The sequence below is a fragment of the Plantactinospora endophytica genome, from assembly GCF_016862915.1.
Lineage (GTDB): Bacteria > Actinomycetota > Actinomycetes > Mycobacteriales > Micromonosporaceae > Plantactinospora > Plantactinospora endophytica.
Genome location: NZ_BONW01000037.1, coordinates 83,260 through 100,666 on the forward strand (window position 1 = coordinate 83,260; position 17,407 = coordinate 100,666).

13 protein-coding genes are annotated in these 17,407 nt (G+C 73.1%); 5 read left to right on the forward strand and 8 right to left on the reverse strand.

The genetic code is table 11. The features are described 5' to 3' along the window. Position 1 precedes the first annotated feature (1 nt). Together Pen02_RS31405 and Pen02_RS31415 are read left to right on the forward strand one after the other, a co-directional pair. A complete protein-coding gene (locus Pen02_RS31405) occupies positions 2–2,359 on the forward strand; it encodes an APC family permease (protein WP_239141607.1) in 2,358 nt (785 codons plus the stop codon). Positions 2,360–2,543: 184 nt separating this feature from the next. After that, positions 2,544–4,106, forward strand: coding sequence for a serine/threonine-protein kinase (locus Pen02_RS31415; RefSeq protein ID WP_239141609.1), 1,563 nt, complete (start codon positions 2,544–2,546; stop codon positions 4,104–4,106). Between the two features lie 139 nt (positions 4,107–4,245). Here Pen02_RS31415 and Pen02_RS31420 read toward each other — a convergent pair whose 3' ends face one another. The 4 genes from Pen02_RS31420 to Pen02_RS31435 all read right to left on the reverse strand — a co-directional run bounded on the left by Pen02_RS31420 (position 4,246) and on the right by Pen02_RS31435 (position 10,319). Next, positions 4,246–4,785 carry a hypothetical protein gene (locus Pen02_RS31420; RefSeq protein ID WP_203869773.1) on the reverse strand — a complete coding sequence of 180 codons (540 nt, stop codon included), beginning with the start codon at positions 4,783–4,785 and terminating at the stop codon, positions 4,246–4,248. Positions 4,786–4,798: 13 nt separating this feature from the next. Further along, positions 4,799–6,307 (reverse strand): hypothetical protein, encoded by a 1,509-nt coding sequence (locus Pen02_RS31425; RefSeq protein WP_203869774.1) that lies wholly within the window; start codon positions 6,305–6,307, stop codon positions 4,799–4,801. Positions 6,308–6,396: 89 nt separating this feature from the next. Then, a complete protein-coding gene (locus Pen02_RS31430; RefSeq protein ID WP_203869775.1) occupies positions 6,397–9,774 on the reverse strand; it encodes an ATP-binding protein in 3,378 nt (1,125 codons plus the stop codon). Then, entirely contained in the window at positions 9,774–10,319 is a 546-nt protein-coding gene (locus Pen02_RS31435; protein WP_203869776.1) for a hypothetical protein, read from the reverse strand. Before Pen02_RS31435 ends, Pen02_RS31430 begins: the two co-directional genes overlap by 1 nt. Positions 10,320–10,680: 361 nt before the next feature. Between Pen02_RS31435 and Pen02_RS31440 the strand changes: the two genes are divergently transcribed. Together Pen02_RS31440 and Pen02_RS31445 are read left to right on the forward strand one after the other, a co-directional pair. Continuing rightward, entirely contained in the window at positions 10,681–11,250 is a 570-nt protein-coding gene (locus Pen02_RS31440; protein ID WP_203869777.1) for a hypothetical protein, read from the forward strand. 78 nt (positions 11,251–11,328) lie between these two features. After that, complete coding sequence (locus Pen02_RS31445) at positions 11,329–11,868, forward strand: GNAT family N-acetyltransferase (protein WP_203869778.1); 540 nt, start codon at positions 11,329–11,331, stop codon at positions 11,866–11,868. 40 nt (positions 11,869–11,908) lie between these two features. Here the strand turns inward: Pen02_RS31445 and Pen02_RS31450 are convergent, their stop codons facing one another. Both Pen02_RS31450 and Pen02_RS31455 read right to left on the reverse strand, forming a co-directional pair. Next, positions 11,909–13,213 (reverse strand): radical SAM protein, encoded by a 1,305-nt coding sequence (locus Pen02_RS31450; RefSeq protein WP_203869779.1) that lies wholly within the window; start codon positions 13,211–13,213, stop codon positions 11,909–11,911. A gap of 173 nt (positions 13,214–13,386) precedes the next feature. Beyond that, positions 13,387–14,784 carry an acyl-CoA synthetase gene (locus tag Pen02_RS31455; RefSeq protein WP_203869780.1) on the reverse strand — a complete coding sequence of 466 codons (1,398 nt, stop codon included), beginning with the start codon at positions 14,782–14,784 and terminating at the stop codon, positions 13,387–13,389. A 108-nt stretch (positions 14,785–14,892) separates the two neighbouring features. On the opposite strand from Pen02_RS31455, the gene Pen02_RS31460 reads away from it, so the two are divergent. Next, the gene (locus Pen02_RS31460; RefSeq protein ID WP_203869781.1) at positions 14,893–15,267 is read left to right on the forward strand and encodes a hypothetical protein; all 375 of its coding nucleotides are present in this window, start codon (positions 14,893–14,895) and stop codon (positions 15,265–15,267) included. Positions 15,268–15,419: 152 nt separating this feature from the next. Here the strand turns inward: Pen02_RS31460 and Pen02_RS31465 are convergent, their stop codons facing one another. Both Pen02_RS31465 and Pen02_RS31470 read right to left on the reverse strand, forming a co-directional pair. Next, positions 15,420–15,863, reverse strand: a complete 444-nt coding sequence (locus Pen02_RS31465) for a VOC family protein (protein ID WP_203869782.1) — start codon at positions 15,861–15,863, stop codon at positions 15,420–15,422. Between the two features lie 97 nt (positions 15,864–15,960). Beyond that, positions 15,961–17,160 (reverse strand): low temperature requirement protein A, encoded by a 1,200-nt coding sequence (locus Pen02_RS31470; protein ID WP_203869783.1) that lies wholly within the window; start codon positions 17,158–17,160, stop codon positions 15,961–15,963. Positions 17,161–17,407: the final 247 nt, after the last annotated feature.

Sequence of the window (17,407 nt, forward strand, 5' to 3'; positions counted from 1 at the left end):
CATGGCTGGGCGGCAGGAGCGGGACGGGGACGGTGCGACGCCCCCGGAGCACCCGACGATCACCTTCAGCCCGTCCGCCGAGTTCCCGCCGCTGAACGAGACCGAACTGGCCGCCCTGCACCAGGTCGGCCGGCGGTGGCGGACGGACCTGCGGGACCAGCCGCCCCGGGACGCCCGGCTGCCGCTGGATCCGAGCCTGGAGCAGTACCGGCACCGGCCGGCGCCGAGCCGTTTCCACCGGCTGGGCCGGATCGAGATGTTCCGGACCGAGCAGCACGGACAGTTGACCGCGACCGGCTCGACGAGTACCACCGGGACCCGGCTCGGCCGGGCCACCGGTCGCGTCCGGCGTGCCCTGCTGGGACCGCCGCTGGCCAGCGCGGCGGTGCTCCAGGAACGGATGCGGAAGCTGGTCGCCCTGCCGGTGCTCTCCTCGGACCTGCTCTCCTCGGTGGCGTACGGGCCGGAGGCGATGCTCGCGATCCTGGTACTGGCCGGCAGCGGCGCGCTCGGGCTCTCGCTGCCGATCGCCGCCGCGCTGGTGGTACTGATGATCACCGTCGGCGCGTCGTACCGGCAGACCGTCTACGCGTACCCGCACGGCGCCGGCTCCTACCTGGTGGCCAGCGACAGTCTCGGGCCCCGGTTCGGGCTCACCGCCGCAGCCGGCCTGATCCTCGACTACGTGCTGACCGTGTCGGTGTCGGTGGCGGCCGGCCTACAGGCGATCACCTCGGCGCTGCCCGCCCTGACCCCGTTCACGGTGCCGCTCGGGCTGCTGGTGATCGCCGCGCTGCTCGCCGGCAACCTGCGCGGCGTCCGGGCGGCCGGGAAGATCTTCGCCACCCCGACGTACCTGTTCATCGCCGCGATCCTGCTGCTGTTCGCCGTCGGTGTGGTCCGGGCGGCGGAGCGGGGGTTCAGCCCGGTCCCGCCGCCGACGGTCGGCGCGGTGGAAGGACTCGGCCTGCTGGTTGTGCTGCGCGCCTTCGCCTCCGGCGCGACCTCGATGACCGGCATCGAGGCGGTCTCGAACGCGGTGCCGGTCTTCAAGCCGGTGGAGTGGCGTCAGGCCCGGACCACCCTCACCTGGATGATCGCCCTCCTCGTGGTGCTCTTCGCCGGGCTGACCATCCTGATCCACCTCAACGGCCTGGTGCCGAGGGCCGACGAGACGCTGCTCTCCCAACTCGCCCACCGCACGTTTCCGCACGGTCCGTGGTACGCGCTGATCCAGGCGACGACCGCGATGGTGCTGTTGCTGGCCGCGAACACGGCGTTCAACGACCTTCCCCGGCTGCTGTTCTTCATGGCCCGGGACGGGTACGCCCCCCGGCGTTTCCTGCACCTCGGCGACCGGCTCGCACTCAGCAACGGACTCGTCGCGCTCGCCGGCGCGGCGGCGCTGGTCTTCGTCGCCTTCGGCGGCTACACCCAGTCACTGATCCCGCTCTACGCCGTCGGCGTCTTCCTGGCCTTCACCCTCTCGCAGAGCGGGATGGTGATGCACTGGCGGCACCACCGGGAGCGGGGCTGGCGGCGTCGGGCCGCGTTGAACGCCTTCGGCGCGCTGCTCAGCGCGCTGGTGCTGGTCACGGCCGCGATCACCAAGTTCGTCGCGGGGGCCTGGGTGGCGGTGCTGGCCGTGCCGCTGCTGGTGCTGTTCTGCCGGCACATCAGGTCGCACTACGACGCGATGCGCCAGGCACTGGCACTGCCGCCGGCCGTCGCCGAGGCACACCAGAGCTCCGGGCAGGGCGGCGGCCGGGCACGGGCCCCCGAACCGGACACCGGCCAGGCCGCGCCGGGCACAGCGGGTGGACCCGACTGGCAGGTCGCGCCGGGAACAGCGGGTGGACCCGACTCGGCCGAAGGTTCGGAGGAGGCGCGACCGAACCAGGTGCGGGAGACGAGCGGCCCGGGTGACCTGCGGGTCGACCTCACTCCCGGGGAGGTACGGCACCTGGTGGTCGTACCGGTGGCCCGGCTCAACCTGGCCGCGCTGCGGGCGCTGGCGTACGCCACCTCGCTCGGGCAGCCGACCTTCGCCGTGCACCTCAGTCCGGAGCAGGAGGAGGCAGACCGGTTCCGCCGGCAGTGGGAGACCTGGGGCGACCACCTGCGGCTGGAGACGATCATCTCGCCGTACCGGACCGTGATCGGACCCCTCGCCCAGTACGTCGAGGCCCTGCACTCGGTACGCCCGGAGGTGACCCTGACCGTGGTGGTGCCGGAGATCGTGGTCCGGCACCTGTGGCACCACCTGCTGCACACCCGGACCGAGTTGCGGCTGCGCCGGGCGCTGCGGGACGTACCCGGCGTGGTCATCACCAGCGTCCCGGTCCATCTGCCCGAGTAGTCCTGACTCGGCAACTACAACAAGTAGTCCCATGATCACTCTCGGCCAATCGCACTCGTCCTGTCGACCACCGCCCGGGCCCCGCCTCGCCCGTTCGGTCGAGTTCCTGCCCGATCGAGGACATTGCGGGCATCGGCCGGCGTGTGGGCCGACTGACGTGAACCCGGGCCGCCAGACTGTTCGCGTGGAGGCGCAGCAGGTGCTCGGCGGCCGCTACCGACTGGAAGACCAGCTCGGTCGGGGCGGCATGGCGGTGGTCTGGCGGGCAAGGGACGAGGTGCTCGGCCGGCCCGTCGCGGTCAAGCTGCTGGCCGGGCCGCACGCCCGGGACCCGGTCTCGCGACGCCGGATCCGGCACGAGGCGCGGGCCGCCGCCGCACTCTCGCACCCCAACATCGCCCAGGTGTACGACTTCGGCGAGTCGGTCACCGGCCTCACCTGCATCCCGTACGTGGTGATGGAACTCGTCGAGGGCGGCACGCTCGAACAGCGGGTCGCGGCCGGCCCGTTGCCGGCCAAGGTCGTCTTCCGGATCTGTGCCGAGGTGGCCGCCGCGCTGGCCGCCGCACACGACCGGGGCCTGGTGCACCGGGACGTCAAGCCCGGCAACGTGATGGTGACCCCCGCCGGAGCGAAGGTCGTCGACTTCGGCATCGCCGCAGCCGTGGGCCAGGGCGACCCGGACGAGTGGGGCGACGAACTGCTCGGCACTCCCGGCTATCTCGCCCCGGAACGGATCAGCGGCGGCGCGGTCGTGCCCGCCTCCGACGTGTACGGCGTCGGGGTGCTGCTCTACCGCCTGCTGGCCGGGCGCCCACCGTGGAGCGCGGAGACCGCCACCCAGATGCTGCGGGCCCACGTGTACGTCGAACCGACGCCGCTGCCACCGCTGCCCGACGTACCCGCGAAGGTCGCCGACCTGTGCCGGCGCTGCCTGGACAAGGACCCGGAGCGGCGCCCGGCGGCCCGTGAGATGGCCGCCGTGCTGGCCCGCGCGGCCGGGGTACGGATCGTCGACGACGAGTTGGCCCACTCGCTGGCCCCGACGGCGGTCGACGGCGAACCCTCGACCGTGCTGGTGCCGCGCGCCGCAGGTGGCCGGGGCAGCCAGTTCCGTGCCGGTGTGCTGGCCACCGGCGCCGCCGCCGTCGCGGTCACCGCGCTGCTGCTCTGGCTCGCCGATCCGCTCAGCCCCGGGGCGGGCCGGCGGGGTGGGGCCGCGCAGCCCGGCCCGAGCGGCCGGCCGGCCGTGGGTACCGGCCCGTCCGGCAGCACCGGCGACGGCTCCGCGCCACCGGTCCGGCCACCGGGACCGGGGCCGGGGCCACTGACACCGCTGGTCGGCATGTCGGGAACGCCGTCCGGCACCATCGTGCCCGGCCCGGTCACCGGAGTGCCGCCCGGCGGCCAGCCCGGCGGGAACCCGGGCGGCGGCGTCCCGGACGGCGAGGTGCCGACCACGCCGGAGGAGCCGGCACCGTCGACGCCGGAGTCGCCACCGCCGCCGACCCCCGAGCCCGAGGAGAAGACCCTGTCGTCGGACGGCGGATCCGTCCAGGCCACCTGCACCGGCGGCGACGCCTGGCTGCTGTCCTGGGCGCCGAACCGCCCCTACCGGACCGACGAGGTCGAGGCGGGCCCGGCGCCGGCCACGATGATCAGGTTCCGGCACGGCAACCGGACGGTGCAGATGACCATCACCTGTACCGACGGCGTGCCCTCCACCACGAACACCACCTCCGAGTGAGCGCGCCGCCAGCACCGGTTGCCGGCCGACACGACCTCTGCCTGGATCACCTCAGGTCGGCGTCACACCGGAGTCGGCGTCACATCCGGCGTCAACTCCGGCCGGCGTCACGTCGGGTTGATGTGGCGCCGGATCGGCGTCACATCCGGCCGGCCACGACGGCGGCCAGTTCCTCCAGCGGCTTGCGGCTCTCCTTCGGGTCGTTCAGCAGCACGAGTTTGACCGCGACCCACTGGCCACCCTTGAAGACGAAGAAGGCACCGTCCTCGGCGTACGCCTCGTCGCCGATTCCGGGCAGCGGCCAGATCTCGTGCCCGAGTTCGCGTTCGATGTCGAGGAACTTCTTCGCGCCGTCCCCGACGTAGACCTCCACCTGGGCGGTCGGGCCGGTGACCGGTCCGGTGTAGCTGCACGTCTCCCGGATCGGTACCGCGTCGTCCAGTGGCGTACCGGCCAGCTTCTCGGCGTCGTCCTTGGTGACCAGGACGCAGGCGTCCAGGGACGCCGGCGCTGCCCCGGAGGTCGGCCCGGCGGTCGGACCGGCATCCGCAGCAGCGGCCGGCGGGGCGTCCTCGGCGGCCGGTGACGGGTCCCCGGCAGCGAACCGCCCGCACCCGGTGGGCAGGGCGAGCGCCAGCGTCGTCAGGGTCACCAGCACCAGGCGGGTACGGACGATCATCAGGGAAGTCCTCTCAGCCCACACAGAGCGGTACGTTCGGCAGGGTCTGGGCCGCCCGGTGGATCGGCCACAGCTTCTCGCTCTCCAACTCGAACTTCAGCTTCGTCGGCAGCAGTTTCTGCAGTTCGGCGATTGCCACGGACGAGGCGGTCACCCCGAACCCGCCGCCGACCTTGGCGTTCAGGCTCGCCGAGACGCACCGGGCCAGCGGGGCGCCCAGCGCCGAGCCGTTGGTGACGCCGAGGTCGACGACGAGCTTGGCGTACGGGCCGGCGAAGGCGGCCGGGATGCCGATACCGAACTGGATCTTCGTTTCCACCGCGAAGGCGAGCCCGCTGGGGCCGACCGAGATGCCGGTGATCGAGTCCATGATGCTCCGGACCACCGAGAGGGTCGGCTTCTGGAGGCTGCCGTCGATCATGCCGAGGGTGCCGTTGACCGCCCACTCCCCGGCCGCCTTCACGGTGGTGTTCCGGCCACTCAGCCCGGTGGTGACGATGAACTTCCAGGTGTTGCTGTAGACCAGCGCCTCACCGGGAATCGGGATGTTGATCTCGACCGGTACCTCGACCCGGACCTTCTTGTTGTCGTCCGCGCCGTTCGCGGCGCCGGCCGCCACGTCGACCGAGATGCTCCGGATCCCGTCGACGGCGAAGGTGGCGGCACCGCCGATCCGCCCGTTCGAGATCGGCACGTCGGTGCGGATCCGCAGGTTGTCGACGTTCATCGCGAAGTCGATGTAGACCTTGAGGTTCTCGTTGGCCGCGTACCCGATCTTCAGGCCGAGCTTGCCCGGGGTCCGGTACGGCTGCGCCTCCCAGTCGCCGACGGTGACCGCGAAGTTCCGCTCCCGGGCCGGCGGCAGCCGGCCGGCACCGGCCGGGGCGAGCCGGATCGGATCCAGCGCCAGCACGGTGGTGCCGTCCGGCGACGCTGCCGCGCCGCCCGGGACGGCCGTCGGGCGGGACCGGGCGGCACCGGCGGTCAGGCCGATCGGAGTGACGGCGTCCTCGGGCGACCGGGTACCCGAGGGCACGCTCACCGCCCCGGGCAGCCTCGGCACCTCCTGGTACGCCAGCGCCGCGTCGTCGATCGTTCGGTCGGAACGGAAGTGCGCGTCCCGGAACACCTCGGTCAGCGTCACCGGGGAGAGCGTGACGGCGAGGTCGTCCCCGGTCCGCCGAACCTGCTCCACCCGACCGACCGCGCGGCTGGTCGCGTACATGATCCGGCCCGGTTCGAGCTCGTCGGCGCCGGGCGCGTCGGCGTCGAGTACCCAGGTCGTACCGTCCGCGCTGGCTGACCGGACGGCGTCGGGTCCCCCCTCGACGAGCACCACGTCCGGCTGGTACCTGACCGACCGGTCGCGGGTCGGGCCGTACCCGTAGGTGCGTCCCGCCTCGCTCGCGGCCTCGCCGTCCGCCGACCCGCCGCCGGAACCGGGCCCGAGCCCGCACCCCCCGGCGCCGACCAGCAGAACGGCCGCCACGAGCAGCGACCCGGACCGCCGCCAACTGGACATCCGCCGCCTCCGCGCTCATCCCGCCGTGTCCGGCAGGCCCCCACCGGCCGTCCGGAGGTTCATCATGGTCGGCGATGTTCGGAGGCGGTTCAGGAATCGTTCAAGGCACCGGCCGGGCCTGCGGCGGCCGTCGGGAAGGCGGCCGGTACTACCTCGATCTCCCGCATCCGGTCGAGATAGTCCTGGTAGCGGCGGGCCGCCTCGCCGTGCCGCCCGGCCGCCGACAGCGCGCCGACCAGACCCAGGTGTGCCGACTCGTCGTAACCGTCCTCGGTGGTCAGCCGCAGGTACCAACCGACCGCCGCCTCCGGCCGCCCGGATCGTAGGTAGCGGCGGGCCAACCGGCGGACCAGTTCACGATGCAGCTCCGCCAGGGCCGCGCGCGGACGCCCGGCCCAGTCCCCGGTCACCTCGCCGTCGTCGCAGAAGTCGCCGGTGTACATCCCGACGACGGCCTCCAGCCGGCCCAGGATCTCGACGCCGCCCGCCGGCTCCCGCTCACCTACCGGCCCGATCCCGTTCGCCCCGGTACGCCCGTCCGGCGGGCCGGCGCCGTCCGCTGCGATCGCCGCCCGGGCCGCGTCGTGGAACCGTACGGCGTCCACCGACACCCGGTCCAGGTTGATCCGTACCGTCGCCGGGTCGGTGCCCAGGTAGCGGTCGGCCGGATGCCGCCGTTCCGGGTCCAGCACGGCACGGACGGTCGAGACCAGCACCGACAGCCGACGTAGTGCCACCTCCGACGGCGCCTCCGGCCAGAGCACGGCGGCCAGGGTCTCCCGGCCCAGCGGCCGGCCGAGCTGACCGGCGAGCACCTTCACCAGTTCCCGAGCCTTGCGGGACTGCCAGCCGGCGGCCGGTACCGGCACCCCGGCCAGCCGGACCACGAAGTACCCCAGGGTCTGCACCTCGACCTCCGGGACCGGTGCCGGCCCGACCGCCGCCAGCGCTCCGGCGACATGCCAGGCCCCCTCGCGTACGCCGAGCCGGTGCAGCCGCTGCCGGGCGACCTCCTCGGCCGGCCGGTCCGCCCCGAACCTCGCCCGCAGCAGCGCATTCGTGGCCAACGCGACCTCGTTGCCGGCCTCGGCCCAGATCTGCGCCGCCTCGACCAGCCCCACCGTCGTACGCCCCGACAGCCGGCCGACACCGCTGCCGCCGCCCAGTCGGCCGACACCGCTGCCGCCGCCCGCCACCGGACCCGCCGACTCGGACGCCCCGGACAGTCCGGTGGCGAGCGCGGCGAGTTCGATCGCCTCGGCCAGTCCGGCGGGATCGCGTCGGGGCCCCGACTCGGCGCGGGCGCGCTCGGCATGTCGGAGAGCCGTACCGGCGTCACCGGAACAGAGCGCCACCCAGCCGGCGGCGAGTTCGGCCACGGTCGGCCCGTTCGCGCTCGGCATCTTCAGCGCGCGGCGGGCGTACTCGGCGGCCACGGCCGGATCGTCGGCGTACCGGGTCCGGGCCAGTCCGGCGCACGCCTCCATCAGCACCTGCGCGTTGCCGTCCGGCTCCGCCATCGCCAACGCCGCCTGGTAGGCGGCCACCGCCTGGCTGGTCGAGCCGCAGACCCGGTGCACCCGGGCGGTCAGCAGCAGCCCGAACGCGGCCAGCGGCGACCCGTCGCGCTGCCACAGGCTCAGCGCCGCGTCCGCGTCCGTCCGTGCCCGGCCCAGCTCGCCGAGTCCCAGCCACGCCTCGGCCCGGTTGTGCAGCGCCAGCGCCAGCAGCAGTCGCTGGCCGGTCTGCTCGCCGAGCCGGATCGCCGAGCCGAGTTCCTCGGTCGCCGCGCGGTACCGCCCCTCCTCCACCAGCCGGGAGCCCACGTTGCAGTGGATCCGCAACTGCTGGACGAGGTCACCGGCCCGGACGGCCGCGGCGAGCGCCCGGGCGTAGGCGTGCTCGTTGCCGGCCCGGTCACCCTCGCTGAACGCGGCCAGCGCCCGGGCGACGTACGCCGCCGCGATCGCCGCGTCGTCCCGGCTCTGCTCGGCAAGCCGGATCGCCTCGTCGGCGAGTTCCCGGGTCCGGGTCCGGTCGCCGCGCGCCCAGCGCACCGCCGCCCGCCCCGCCATCACCTGCGCCTGGTCCGCCAGCCCGCCCGCCGTCGCGGTGCCGCCCGGGGCGGCGCGTTCGAGCAGCGCCTCCGCGTCGTCGAACTCGCCCCGCCGGTGCAGCAGTGCGCCGAGTTGCCAGGCCAGCGCCGCCGGCAGCGGCATTCCGGCCGGTACCGCCGCGAGGTAGCGCAGCGCCTCGTCGTGCTGCCCGTCGCGTACCGCCGACTCGGCGAGCACCAGGTCGACGTCGGGTACCCCGGACGGTGCGCCGAGAACCAGTCGGGTCGCCCGGAGCGGGGCGAGGTCACCTGCGGTGAGCCGGTGCGGGTCGACCAGTTCGCGCACCGCCCGGTCGTACGCCGCGACGTTACGGATCCGCGCTGCCGGACCGGCCCGGCAGACCGCCGACAGTACCCACAGCGCGGCGAGGTCGCCCTCGTCGAGGGACACGGACAGGTCGGCCAGGTCGGGCGGTGCCGGTGGCCCACCCGCACCGGACCAGGGCACCGGATGTGCCGTTGGGCTGTCTCCAGGGGACCAGAGCACCGGATGTGCCGTTCCGGCGGCCAGGCCGGCGATCGCGGCGACCAGTCCCGGCCAGGCGGCACAGTCCAGCGCGCCGCGCCGGATCGCCGGGTGCTGTCCCGCCGCGCCCGCCGCCGCCAGCAGTCGGCTTACCTCGGCCGGGGTGAGTGCGAGGTCGGCCGGGCCGATCTCGCCCAGCCGGCCGGCGGATCGCAGTACGTCGACCGGGAACGGCACCGGGTCGCGCCCGGCGAGTACCAGCACCGTGCCGGCGGGCAGCCCGGCGGCCAGCGTTTCCAGCAGGATGGCGGCCGGCCCGGTGCCGAGCAGGTGCACGTCGTCGAGCACCAACCGGACACTGCCGTCCGCGCCGGTGGCACCGGTGGCCAGTGCTCCGAGGAGCAGCCGGCCGAGCCCGACCGGATCGTCCGGCGCCCCCGCTGCCTCCGGCGCCCCCGCTGCGTCCGCCTCTTCCGGTGCCCTCATGACGTCCGCTACGTCCGGCGGCCCCGTTACGTCCGCCGCGTCCGGCGCCCCCGTTACGTCTGTTGCGTCTGCCGTGTCCGCCGCACCCGCTGTGTCAGGCGTACTCGCTGCCGGTACCTCGACGCCGACGCCTCGCAGTGCCGCAGCCAGGGCCTCGAAGAGGTGCCGTGGATCGCGGTCGGCCGGCAGCAGGGTGTGCCAGGCCGTCGGCCACCGGGTCGCCCAGTCCCGCAGCAGGGTCGTCTTGCCGGTGTCCGGGCCGGCGACGACGGTCACGAACCGGCGGGCGGCCAGCCGGTCGAGCCGCCGGACCAGTCTCGGCCTGGCCGGTCCGACCGGGTCGGACCCCGGTGCCGGCAGGCGGCTCCGGCGGGTGGGTTCCGGGCGGTGCTCGTCCACTACTTCAACTGCCGGGCGACGTCCTCGCAGGCCGGAAAGATCGCCCGGGGAAGGGTCAGCTCGTCCAGCCGGACGGTCCGTCCGGAGCGGCTCGGCGGGTTACGCATCGCCTCGTCGAGAATCCGGTCACGGTCGGCTTCGGGCAGCAGTTCGATCGGGGCGGGCGAGGTCACCTGTCGCAGGCAGGGCTCGACGGCGGTGAACCGGGCCCGCTCGGCGTCGAACTGCCGCTGCGCCTCGGCGGCGCGGTGCCGCGAATCCGCCTCCTGCCGTACCAGTTCGGCCTCGCGGCTGGTCAGTTCCGCCACCCGGCGCCGCTGGTCCTGCCGGTCCCGGTCGGCCTCCAGGTAGAGACCGCCGAGCAGCGCCGCCGCGCCAGCCAGCAGCACCACCGCCGCGACCAGAGGCCAGCGCCGCGTCCGCCGCCCGGAACCGTCCGCGACCACCGGCACGGCATCGTCCGGTACGCCCGGCACGGCATCGTCCCGTACGCCCGGCGGCCGGTTCCGCTCCGCGTCGGCCGCCTCGCCATCCGGCTGTGCCATGCCGGCTCCTTCCAACTTCGGGATCGCCTCGGTGACATGATCCAACAGTCCGGCAAGGAGCGACGCCGCCGGACCGGTACGACCGGACCGACCGTCGGCCGGCCCCGGGATGGGCGAGCCGACCCATGGCGTGTCGTAGAGGTCGGCGATACTTTCCGGCCATGGACACAACGGACGTTCGGCGCCCCGTTCGCGGGACGGTCACCAATCCGGGACTGCCGGTCGGCGTCCCTACCGTCGACCGTCCGGACGTCGGTCCGGCCTGGAATCCCGACCTGGTGGGCAACGCCGGACCGCACAGTCGGCCGCCCCGGCCGATCCGGTCGACCCGGCCGACCGCCCGCCGTTCCGGGGCGGTCGGGTGACCGCCACTGCCGGACCTGCGCCGGACCCGCTGCCCCGCCAACAGGCGGAAACCCGGGAACTGCCCGGGCAACAGGCGGAGACCCGGGAACTGCCCGGGATCGGCACGCTGGAGCTGGAGCACGGGCCGCAGGGCATCCGGATGTGGAGTCGCCAGCCGCCGCCGACCAGCGCGCTTCTCGACACCCCGGTCCCGCTGCACGTCATGCTCGACGGGGACGACGATCTCGACCAGGTGGACCTGGCGCTGGTCGCCGAGGTGATCGGCGACGTCGACCGGCACCTGGCGGCAGCCCTCCGGCTCGTACATCGGAAGCTGTTCGACGAGCCCGACTTCTTCGGGGTCACCGAGGCGGAGGTCGCGCCGTACCGCGAGTTCCGGGTCGAGAGCTTTCCCCTGGAAGAGCCGCAGTTCAACTTCTACCCGAACGCTCCCGAGGGCTCGTGGCAGGTGCACTTCCTGGCGGGGCGGTTTCCGGTCTGCGACCCGTTCGGCCTGGTGGTCGTCGTCGAGCGCCGACAGCCGGTGGACGTCGAGGACATCAGCGACGCCGAGATACTGGGATGAGCACCTCCCGACAGCGGGGGAACCGCGTCCCGCCGCACGGGGAGGAGCGACCTCGTTCCGGGGTCCGATCCTGACGGCATGGCTGACGGTGGAGGTGGCGTGCGGGCCGGCGGCCCGACCGGGGTCGGGTGGACCCTGGTGGACGCTCGGATCGATCGGGTCGCACCCGGATCGGCGGAGGCCGGACGGCTGCTCCGGGCCTACTTCGAGGAGATCCTGCGCAGGTACGACGGGCGGCGGCCGAGCCCGGACCGGATCGAGGAGGTGCTCCGGGACAACCCGCCGGAGCACCTCGACGCACCGCACGGCGCCCTGCTGGTGGCCCGGCTGGACGGTGTCGCGGTCGGCTGTGCCGGGCTACGACTGCTGTCGGGGTACGCCGCCGAGGTGCACCGGGTCTACGTCGCGCCGACCGCACGCGGACGCGGGATCGGGTCCCGGCTGTTGGACAGCCTGGAGTCGCTGGCGCGGGGTCACGGGGTGACCCGGTTGTGCCTGACCACCCGGCAGGACCTCGTCGAGGCGCGTCGGCTCTACGCCCGGCACGGCTTTCTGGAGGTACCGGCCTTCACCGAGGACCCCTACGTCGACCACTGGCTCGCGAAGTCCCTGACCTGACCGACGCCGTCGAGCCCCGCTGGGCGGCCGGGCCGGGGCGTCAGTTCGGCGGCAGGGTGTCCATGAACGAGCTGACCGAGAAGACCGCGTTACCGGCCCCGGGCGGGCCGTAGCCGGGCGGGCTGGTCAGGCCGTTCGCCTCCATCGTCGCCCGGTACGCCTCCAGCAGCCGGATGTGGTATTCCAGCGGCGCGCCCTGCGGGTTGGTCCGGCCGAGCGGGGTGGTCGGCTCCGGGCACCAGGTGGTGAACCGGGGTGTGATGCCCCGGGACATGAAGAACTGGAGCCCCTCGGTGGTCGACTCGATCGCCTCGTCCACGGTCCGGAAGCCGAACGGTTCGGCCATCTCGATCCCGGCCACGAAGTTCGGGATGACGTTGCGGGGGCCGAAGATCTCGGCGGAGTCGAGAATCCGGCGGTGCCATTCCTCGCGGCCGACGTACCGCTCCTTGCCGGGGCAGTGCAGTTCGAAGAGGCGCTTGTCCCAGACCTCGTAGTTCGGGTGGTAGATCCGGATCCCGTAGTCGTGGAACCGTTGCACGTCGGCCTTTGGCAGGGCCTGCGCGACGACCTTGCCGATCCACCGGCCCGGGAAGCGCTCCTCGATCGCCTTGGCGTACCGGCCGTAGAAGTCGGCCTCGGCCAGTCCGTCGACCTTCGAGGTGATGCTGCCACCGGTCAGGGTGTACGCCCGCGAGGCGCCGGCCGTGTCGTACCGGTCGATGATCTCCATCGCCTCCAGCACCTCGTCCACCGGCTTCACCCCGGTGTACGGCCGGCCGGCCGCCTTGTGCTGGCGCCAGTTGTGGTTGATGTCGCAGTACTGGCACTCCTCCTTGGCGCCGAAGTACTGGCAGACCCGGAAGACGGTCAGGTAGATCAGGTAGCCCCACTGGATGGTCGGGGCGACCTCCATCACCGACTTGCCGCCCGCGAGGGTGTGCCGGTAGTACTCCGGCATCGGCGGCAGCCCGACGTCGGCGATCGGCCGGTCGTCCAGGTAGAGCCGGAGCACCCCGTCACCGCCGTCCTTGACCCGGTACGGCGAGTCCGGGTTGACCCGCACCGAGACGACGGTGCGGCGCAGCTCGTACGGGCCGCCGGTCAGCACGATCTCCTCCGGCGGCCGGCGCAGCGCCGCCGTACCCAGCTCGGGCAGGGTGCGGTGGTCGAACGAGAAGATGAAGTACGACTTCGGCTTGACCTCGCCGTTCTCGTTGTCGGTCAGCGCCGAGTCGTCGAACGCCATCCCGCCACGCAGCAGGTCCTCCTTCAGAACCGCCTCGCGCGGGATGTGCGGGAAGCGCCCCATGAGGTCCTCGACGAGATCTGTGCGGGTCTGCACGCGCGCTCCTCCGGTCCGCTAGACGCTGTCGGATCGCCCGACGAGCCTGCTGTCACCATGGCACCCCGTGCCGGTCGCCCGGCGACCGCCTCCTCGGCGGTGTGCCCCCGACCACGCTACCCGCGCCCTTCCGGAGACCACCGAGTGGATCAAGGATCGGCGCGCCGGGCCGGTCAGGGCAGCAGTTGCCGCTTCTGCACCTTGCCCATCGCGTTGCGGGGCAGTTCCTCGACCAGGTGCACCTGGCGGGGCCGCTTGTGCCGGGACAGCCCGCTCGCGACGAAGTCGATCAACGTTTGGGCGGTCACCCCGTCGCCGACGACGTACGCCACCACCTGCTGGCCGAGGTCCGGGTGCGGAGCGCCGACCACCGCCGCCTCCCGTACCCCGGGGTGGGCGAGCAGCATGTTCTCGACCTCGCCGGCCCCGATCCGGTACCCGCCGCTCTTGATCAGGTCGGTGCTGGCCCGACCGACGATCCTGTGCTGCCCGTCCGGCCCGACCGTCGCGACGTCGCCGGTGCGGAACCAGCCGTCCGGCGCGTACGCGGCCGTGGTCGCCTCCGGCCTCCCGAGGTAGCCGGTGAACAGGGTCGGACCGGCCACCTGGAGTTCCCCGATGCTCTCCCCGTCGGCCGGCAGTACCGCACCGGTGTCGTCGACCAGCCTGGTCCGGACGCCACGCACCGGCAGCCCGACGTACCCGGGCCGGCGCTCGCCGTCGACCCGGGTGCTGACGGTGATCAGGGTCTCGGTCATCCCGTACCGCTCGACCGGCCGGTGCCCGGTCAGCTCGGCGAGCCGGTCGAAGACCGGCACCGGCAGTGGCGCGCTGCCGGAGACCAGTAGCCGGGCCGGGGCCAGCGCCCGGGCCGAGCCCGGATCGTCGGCGATCCTCGACCACACCGTCGGTACGCCGAACAGCAGCGTCCCGTCGGCCGAGGCGTACCGGTCGGGGTGCGGGCGGCCGGTGTGCACCAGCCGGGAACCGACCCGCAGCGCCCCCAGTACCCCGAGGACCAGCCCGTGCACGTGGTAGAGCGGCAGCCCGTGCACCAGGACGTCGTCCGGGGTCCACGCCCACGCCTCGGCCAGGGCGTCCAGGTCGTGCGCGATCGCGTCCCGGGTCAGCAGGACACCCTTGGGCGCCCCGGTGGTGCCGCTGGTGTAGAGGATCAGCGCGGTGGCCGTACCCGATGGTTCGGGAAGCCTGCCGGACGACGCGGGCCGGGCCGTCCGGACCGGCTCGACCGGCACCGGCACCGGGTGTTTCGGCGGGGTGTCCGCCAGCAGCAGCGCGGCCCCGGAGTCGGTGAGGATGTGCCGCAGTTCCACCGGCCCCGCGTCGGCCGGCACCGGCACCACCGGTACCCCGGCCAGCAGTCCGCCGAGCATCCCGACCACGCCGGGAAGCGTCGCGGTCGCGTACACCGCGACGGCCGGCGCCCCGACGATCCGGCCGGCGACCCCGGCGGCGGCGGTCCGCAGTTCCTCCCAGGAGGCCGTCTCGCCGTCGATCCGGACCGCGTCCGGACGGTCCGGCAGCACCCCGCCCAGTGCCGGCAACAGCATCTGTTCCTCCCGTCGGTCGGCTGACGACGATCCTGCCAGCTTCGGTTGACGGTCGTCCCTACCGTTGGGTTCGCGGATGTCCGACTGCCGCCGTCGACGGAGGGCCGGATGCAGGCTGGCGAGCTGAGAACCCGGGAACTGGACCGGCTGCGCGAACGGAAGCCCTACTGGTGGGCGGTCGGCTGCACGCTGGTCTCCTGGGTGGGTTTCGTGCTGCTGGTGATCGGCGTACCCGTGCTGCTCCTGCTACCCGGCAGCCGGCTCGCGCAGATCGTGTTCGTGATCCTGGCACTGACCGTCGCCGCGCTGGTGCTCAAGGGCCTCGCCGTGGAGAAACTGCTCAACCGGTGGCTGGACCGCTCCCGCCGGAACCGCACCCGGTCCGACATCCGGGAGCTGAACCGGCGGCAGGTCTACCGGTCGATCCGGCGGGACTCGGGGCAGACGGCGAACGATCTCTTCTGGGCCTGGCTGCTGCCCTGAGCCTCCGTCCTGGCTGCTGCCCTGAGCCTCCGTCCTGAGCCTCCGTCCTGGCTGCTGCGCTGGGTGGGCCGTCCACGCGCCGAAGCCGGACGGCGGCCCGGCGGGGTGGCCGGGCGGCGGTTGCGGTCCGGATGATCCGGGGACCTGTCCGGTCAACCGGAGCTGAGGCCCTGCTGCGCCAGGATGCCGGTGCCCTGGCCGACCTCGATCAGGTAACCGTCCGGGTCCCGCAGGTAGCAGCGGATCTCCAGGCCGTGGTCCTTCGGCTCGGTGAGGAACTGCCCGCCCCGGGACGACCACTCTGCGTGCACCCGGCGTACGTCGGTGACCCGGATGTTCATCGCGCAACTGAGCGTGGCCGAGTCGGCCGGAGCCTGGGCCTGGACCGTCGGCTTGTCGTCCGTCGGCCCGCCCTCGTTGTTCAACACGAGATAGCTGTTGTGGAACCGCAGGACGCAGGGCTCGCGTTCCCGTATGCACTCCGCGCCGAGCACCCGCTGGTAGTACTCGCGGGACCGGTCGACGTCCCGGACGATCAGCAGGGTGGTCAGCACCGCCCCGCCCTCCGGCCGGAAGTAGTCGGGTGCTTCTGCCATGGTTCGCTCCTTCTCCTGGTCCGGCCACGGATCCGGCCGGTCCTTCTCCTGCTCCGACCGTGGGTACGGTCGGTGCTGTCTGTGGTTTCGGTCGTCGTCAGACCGGCGGGTTCGGCTCGATCGCGAGTTGGCCGCGGTCGCGTAGTACGTCGGCGAGCACGACCCCGGCCATGACGGCGGTGGCGAGGAACGGCGCGGCCAGCATCGGCAGTACGGCGGCGACCGGCGTGAGCAGGGCGAACGCGAGCAGTCCGCACCATCGGGTCACCGCGACCCGACTGTGCACCTCCCGCTCGCACCACACCCGGCCGACGAGGAAGAGCACCGGCCCACCGAAGATGATCGCTATCCAGGTCGGGTCCGGCTCGGCGTACGGGTCGTTGATGAGCAGGCCGTAGCCGACCGCGGTGCCCACGATCCCGCACACCATGACCAGGTGGTTGTACCCGACTGCCCGGCTGAACCGGAGCTGGTCCTGGCTCTGGTCGAACGCCTCGGCCAGCTTCGGGTCGGGTTGGTAGAAGTAGATCCGCCAGAACAGCACCGTGGTGACGAAGGTCGCCACGAAGACCGAGGTGCGTTCGACCGCGAAGCCGACCGCGCTGAGGACGAACCCGCTGACCAGGATCGCCTCGCCGAGGGCGATCAGCAGCACCTGCTGGTACCGCTCGGCCAGGTGGGTCGAGCCGATTCCCCAGTTGCGGGCGTCGCTGCGCCCCAACCCCGGTGTCGGCCAGCGCAGGGCGGCGCCGAGGAACTCCACCAGCACCGCCACCGTCCAGTAGATTCCCCGCCCGGCGCCGCCGCTGATCGCCCCGGCGATCCAGCCGATCGAGGAGAGCGTGGACCAGAACAGGATCCGGGTCGACACCGGTTGCCGGGGATGTCCGCGCAGGGCCAGCACCAGGAAGAGCGGGCGGCCGATCTGGATCGCGACGAAGGTGCTGGCGAAGACCACGCCGCGCTCGCCGAATGCCTGCGGCAACGACACCGCCATGATCATCGCCCCGAACATGGAGGCGATGACGATGAGCTGGACCTCGATCCGGCGCGGGTCGAACCGGCTGGTCACCCAGGCCGTGAGCAGCCAGACCTGCCACAGGGCGAGCAGTACCAGCAGGGTCTGGCCCAGTTCGGAGAGCAGGGTACGGCGGCTGACGGTGAAGTCGTCGGTCAGTCGCTGGGAGAGCCGGGTGAGCGCGAAGACGTAGACCAGATCGAGGAAGAGTTCCAGGAAGGTCGCCCGCCCCTGGCTCCTGGAGTCGCCGAGGTGCCCGACCCGGTCATCGGTGGCCACGGGCGGTCCGCCTTGTCCCGTTCTGCCCCGTCACTCGGCAGTCATACCACGACTGGCGACCTCCTGAACGGCAGAACAGGGGCAGTGCGGCACCGGCGGGCGACAACCCGGTACGGGGCGGTCGCCCACCGGCGCCGGAGGGCTCCTCGTGGCCGCACGGTCGGCACGGGCCGAGCCAGGTCGGCACGGGCCGAGCCAGGTCGGCACGGGCCGAGCCAGGTCGGCACGGGCCGAGCCAGGTCGGCAC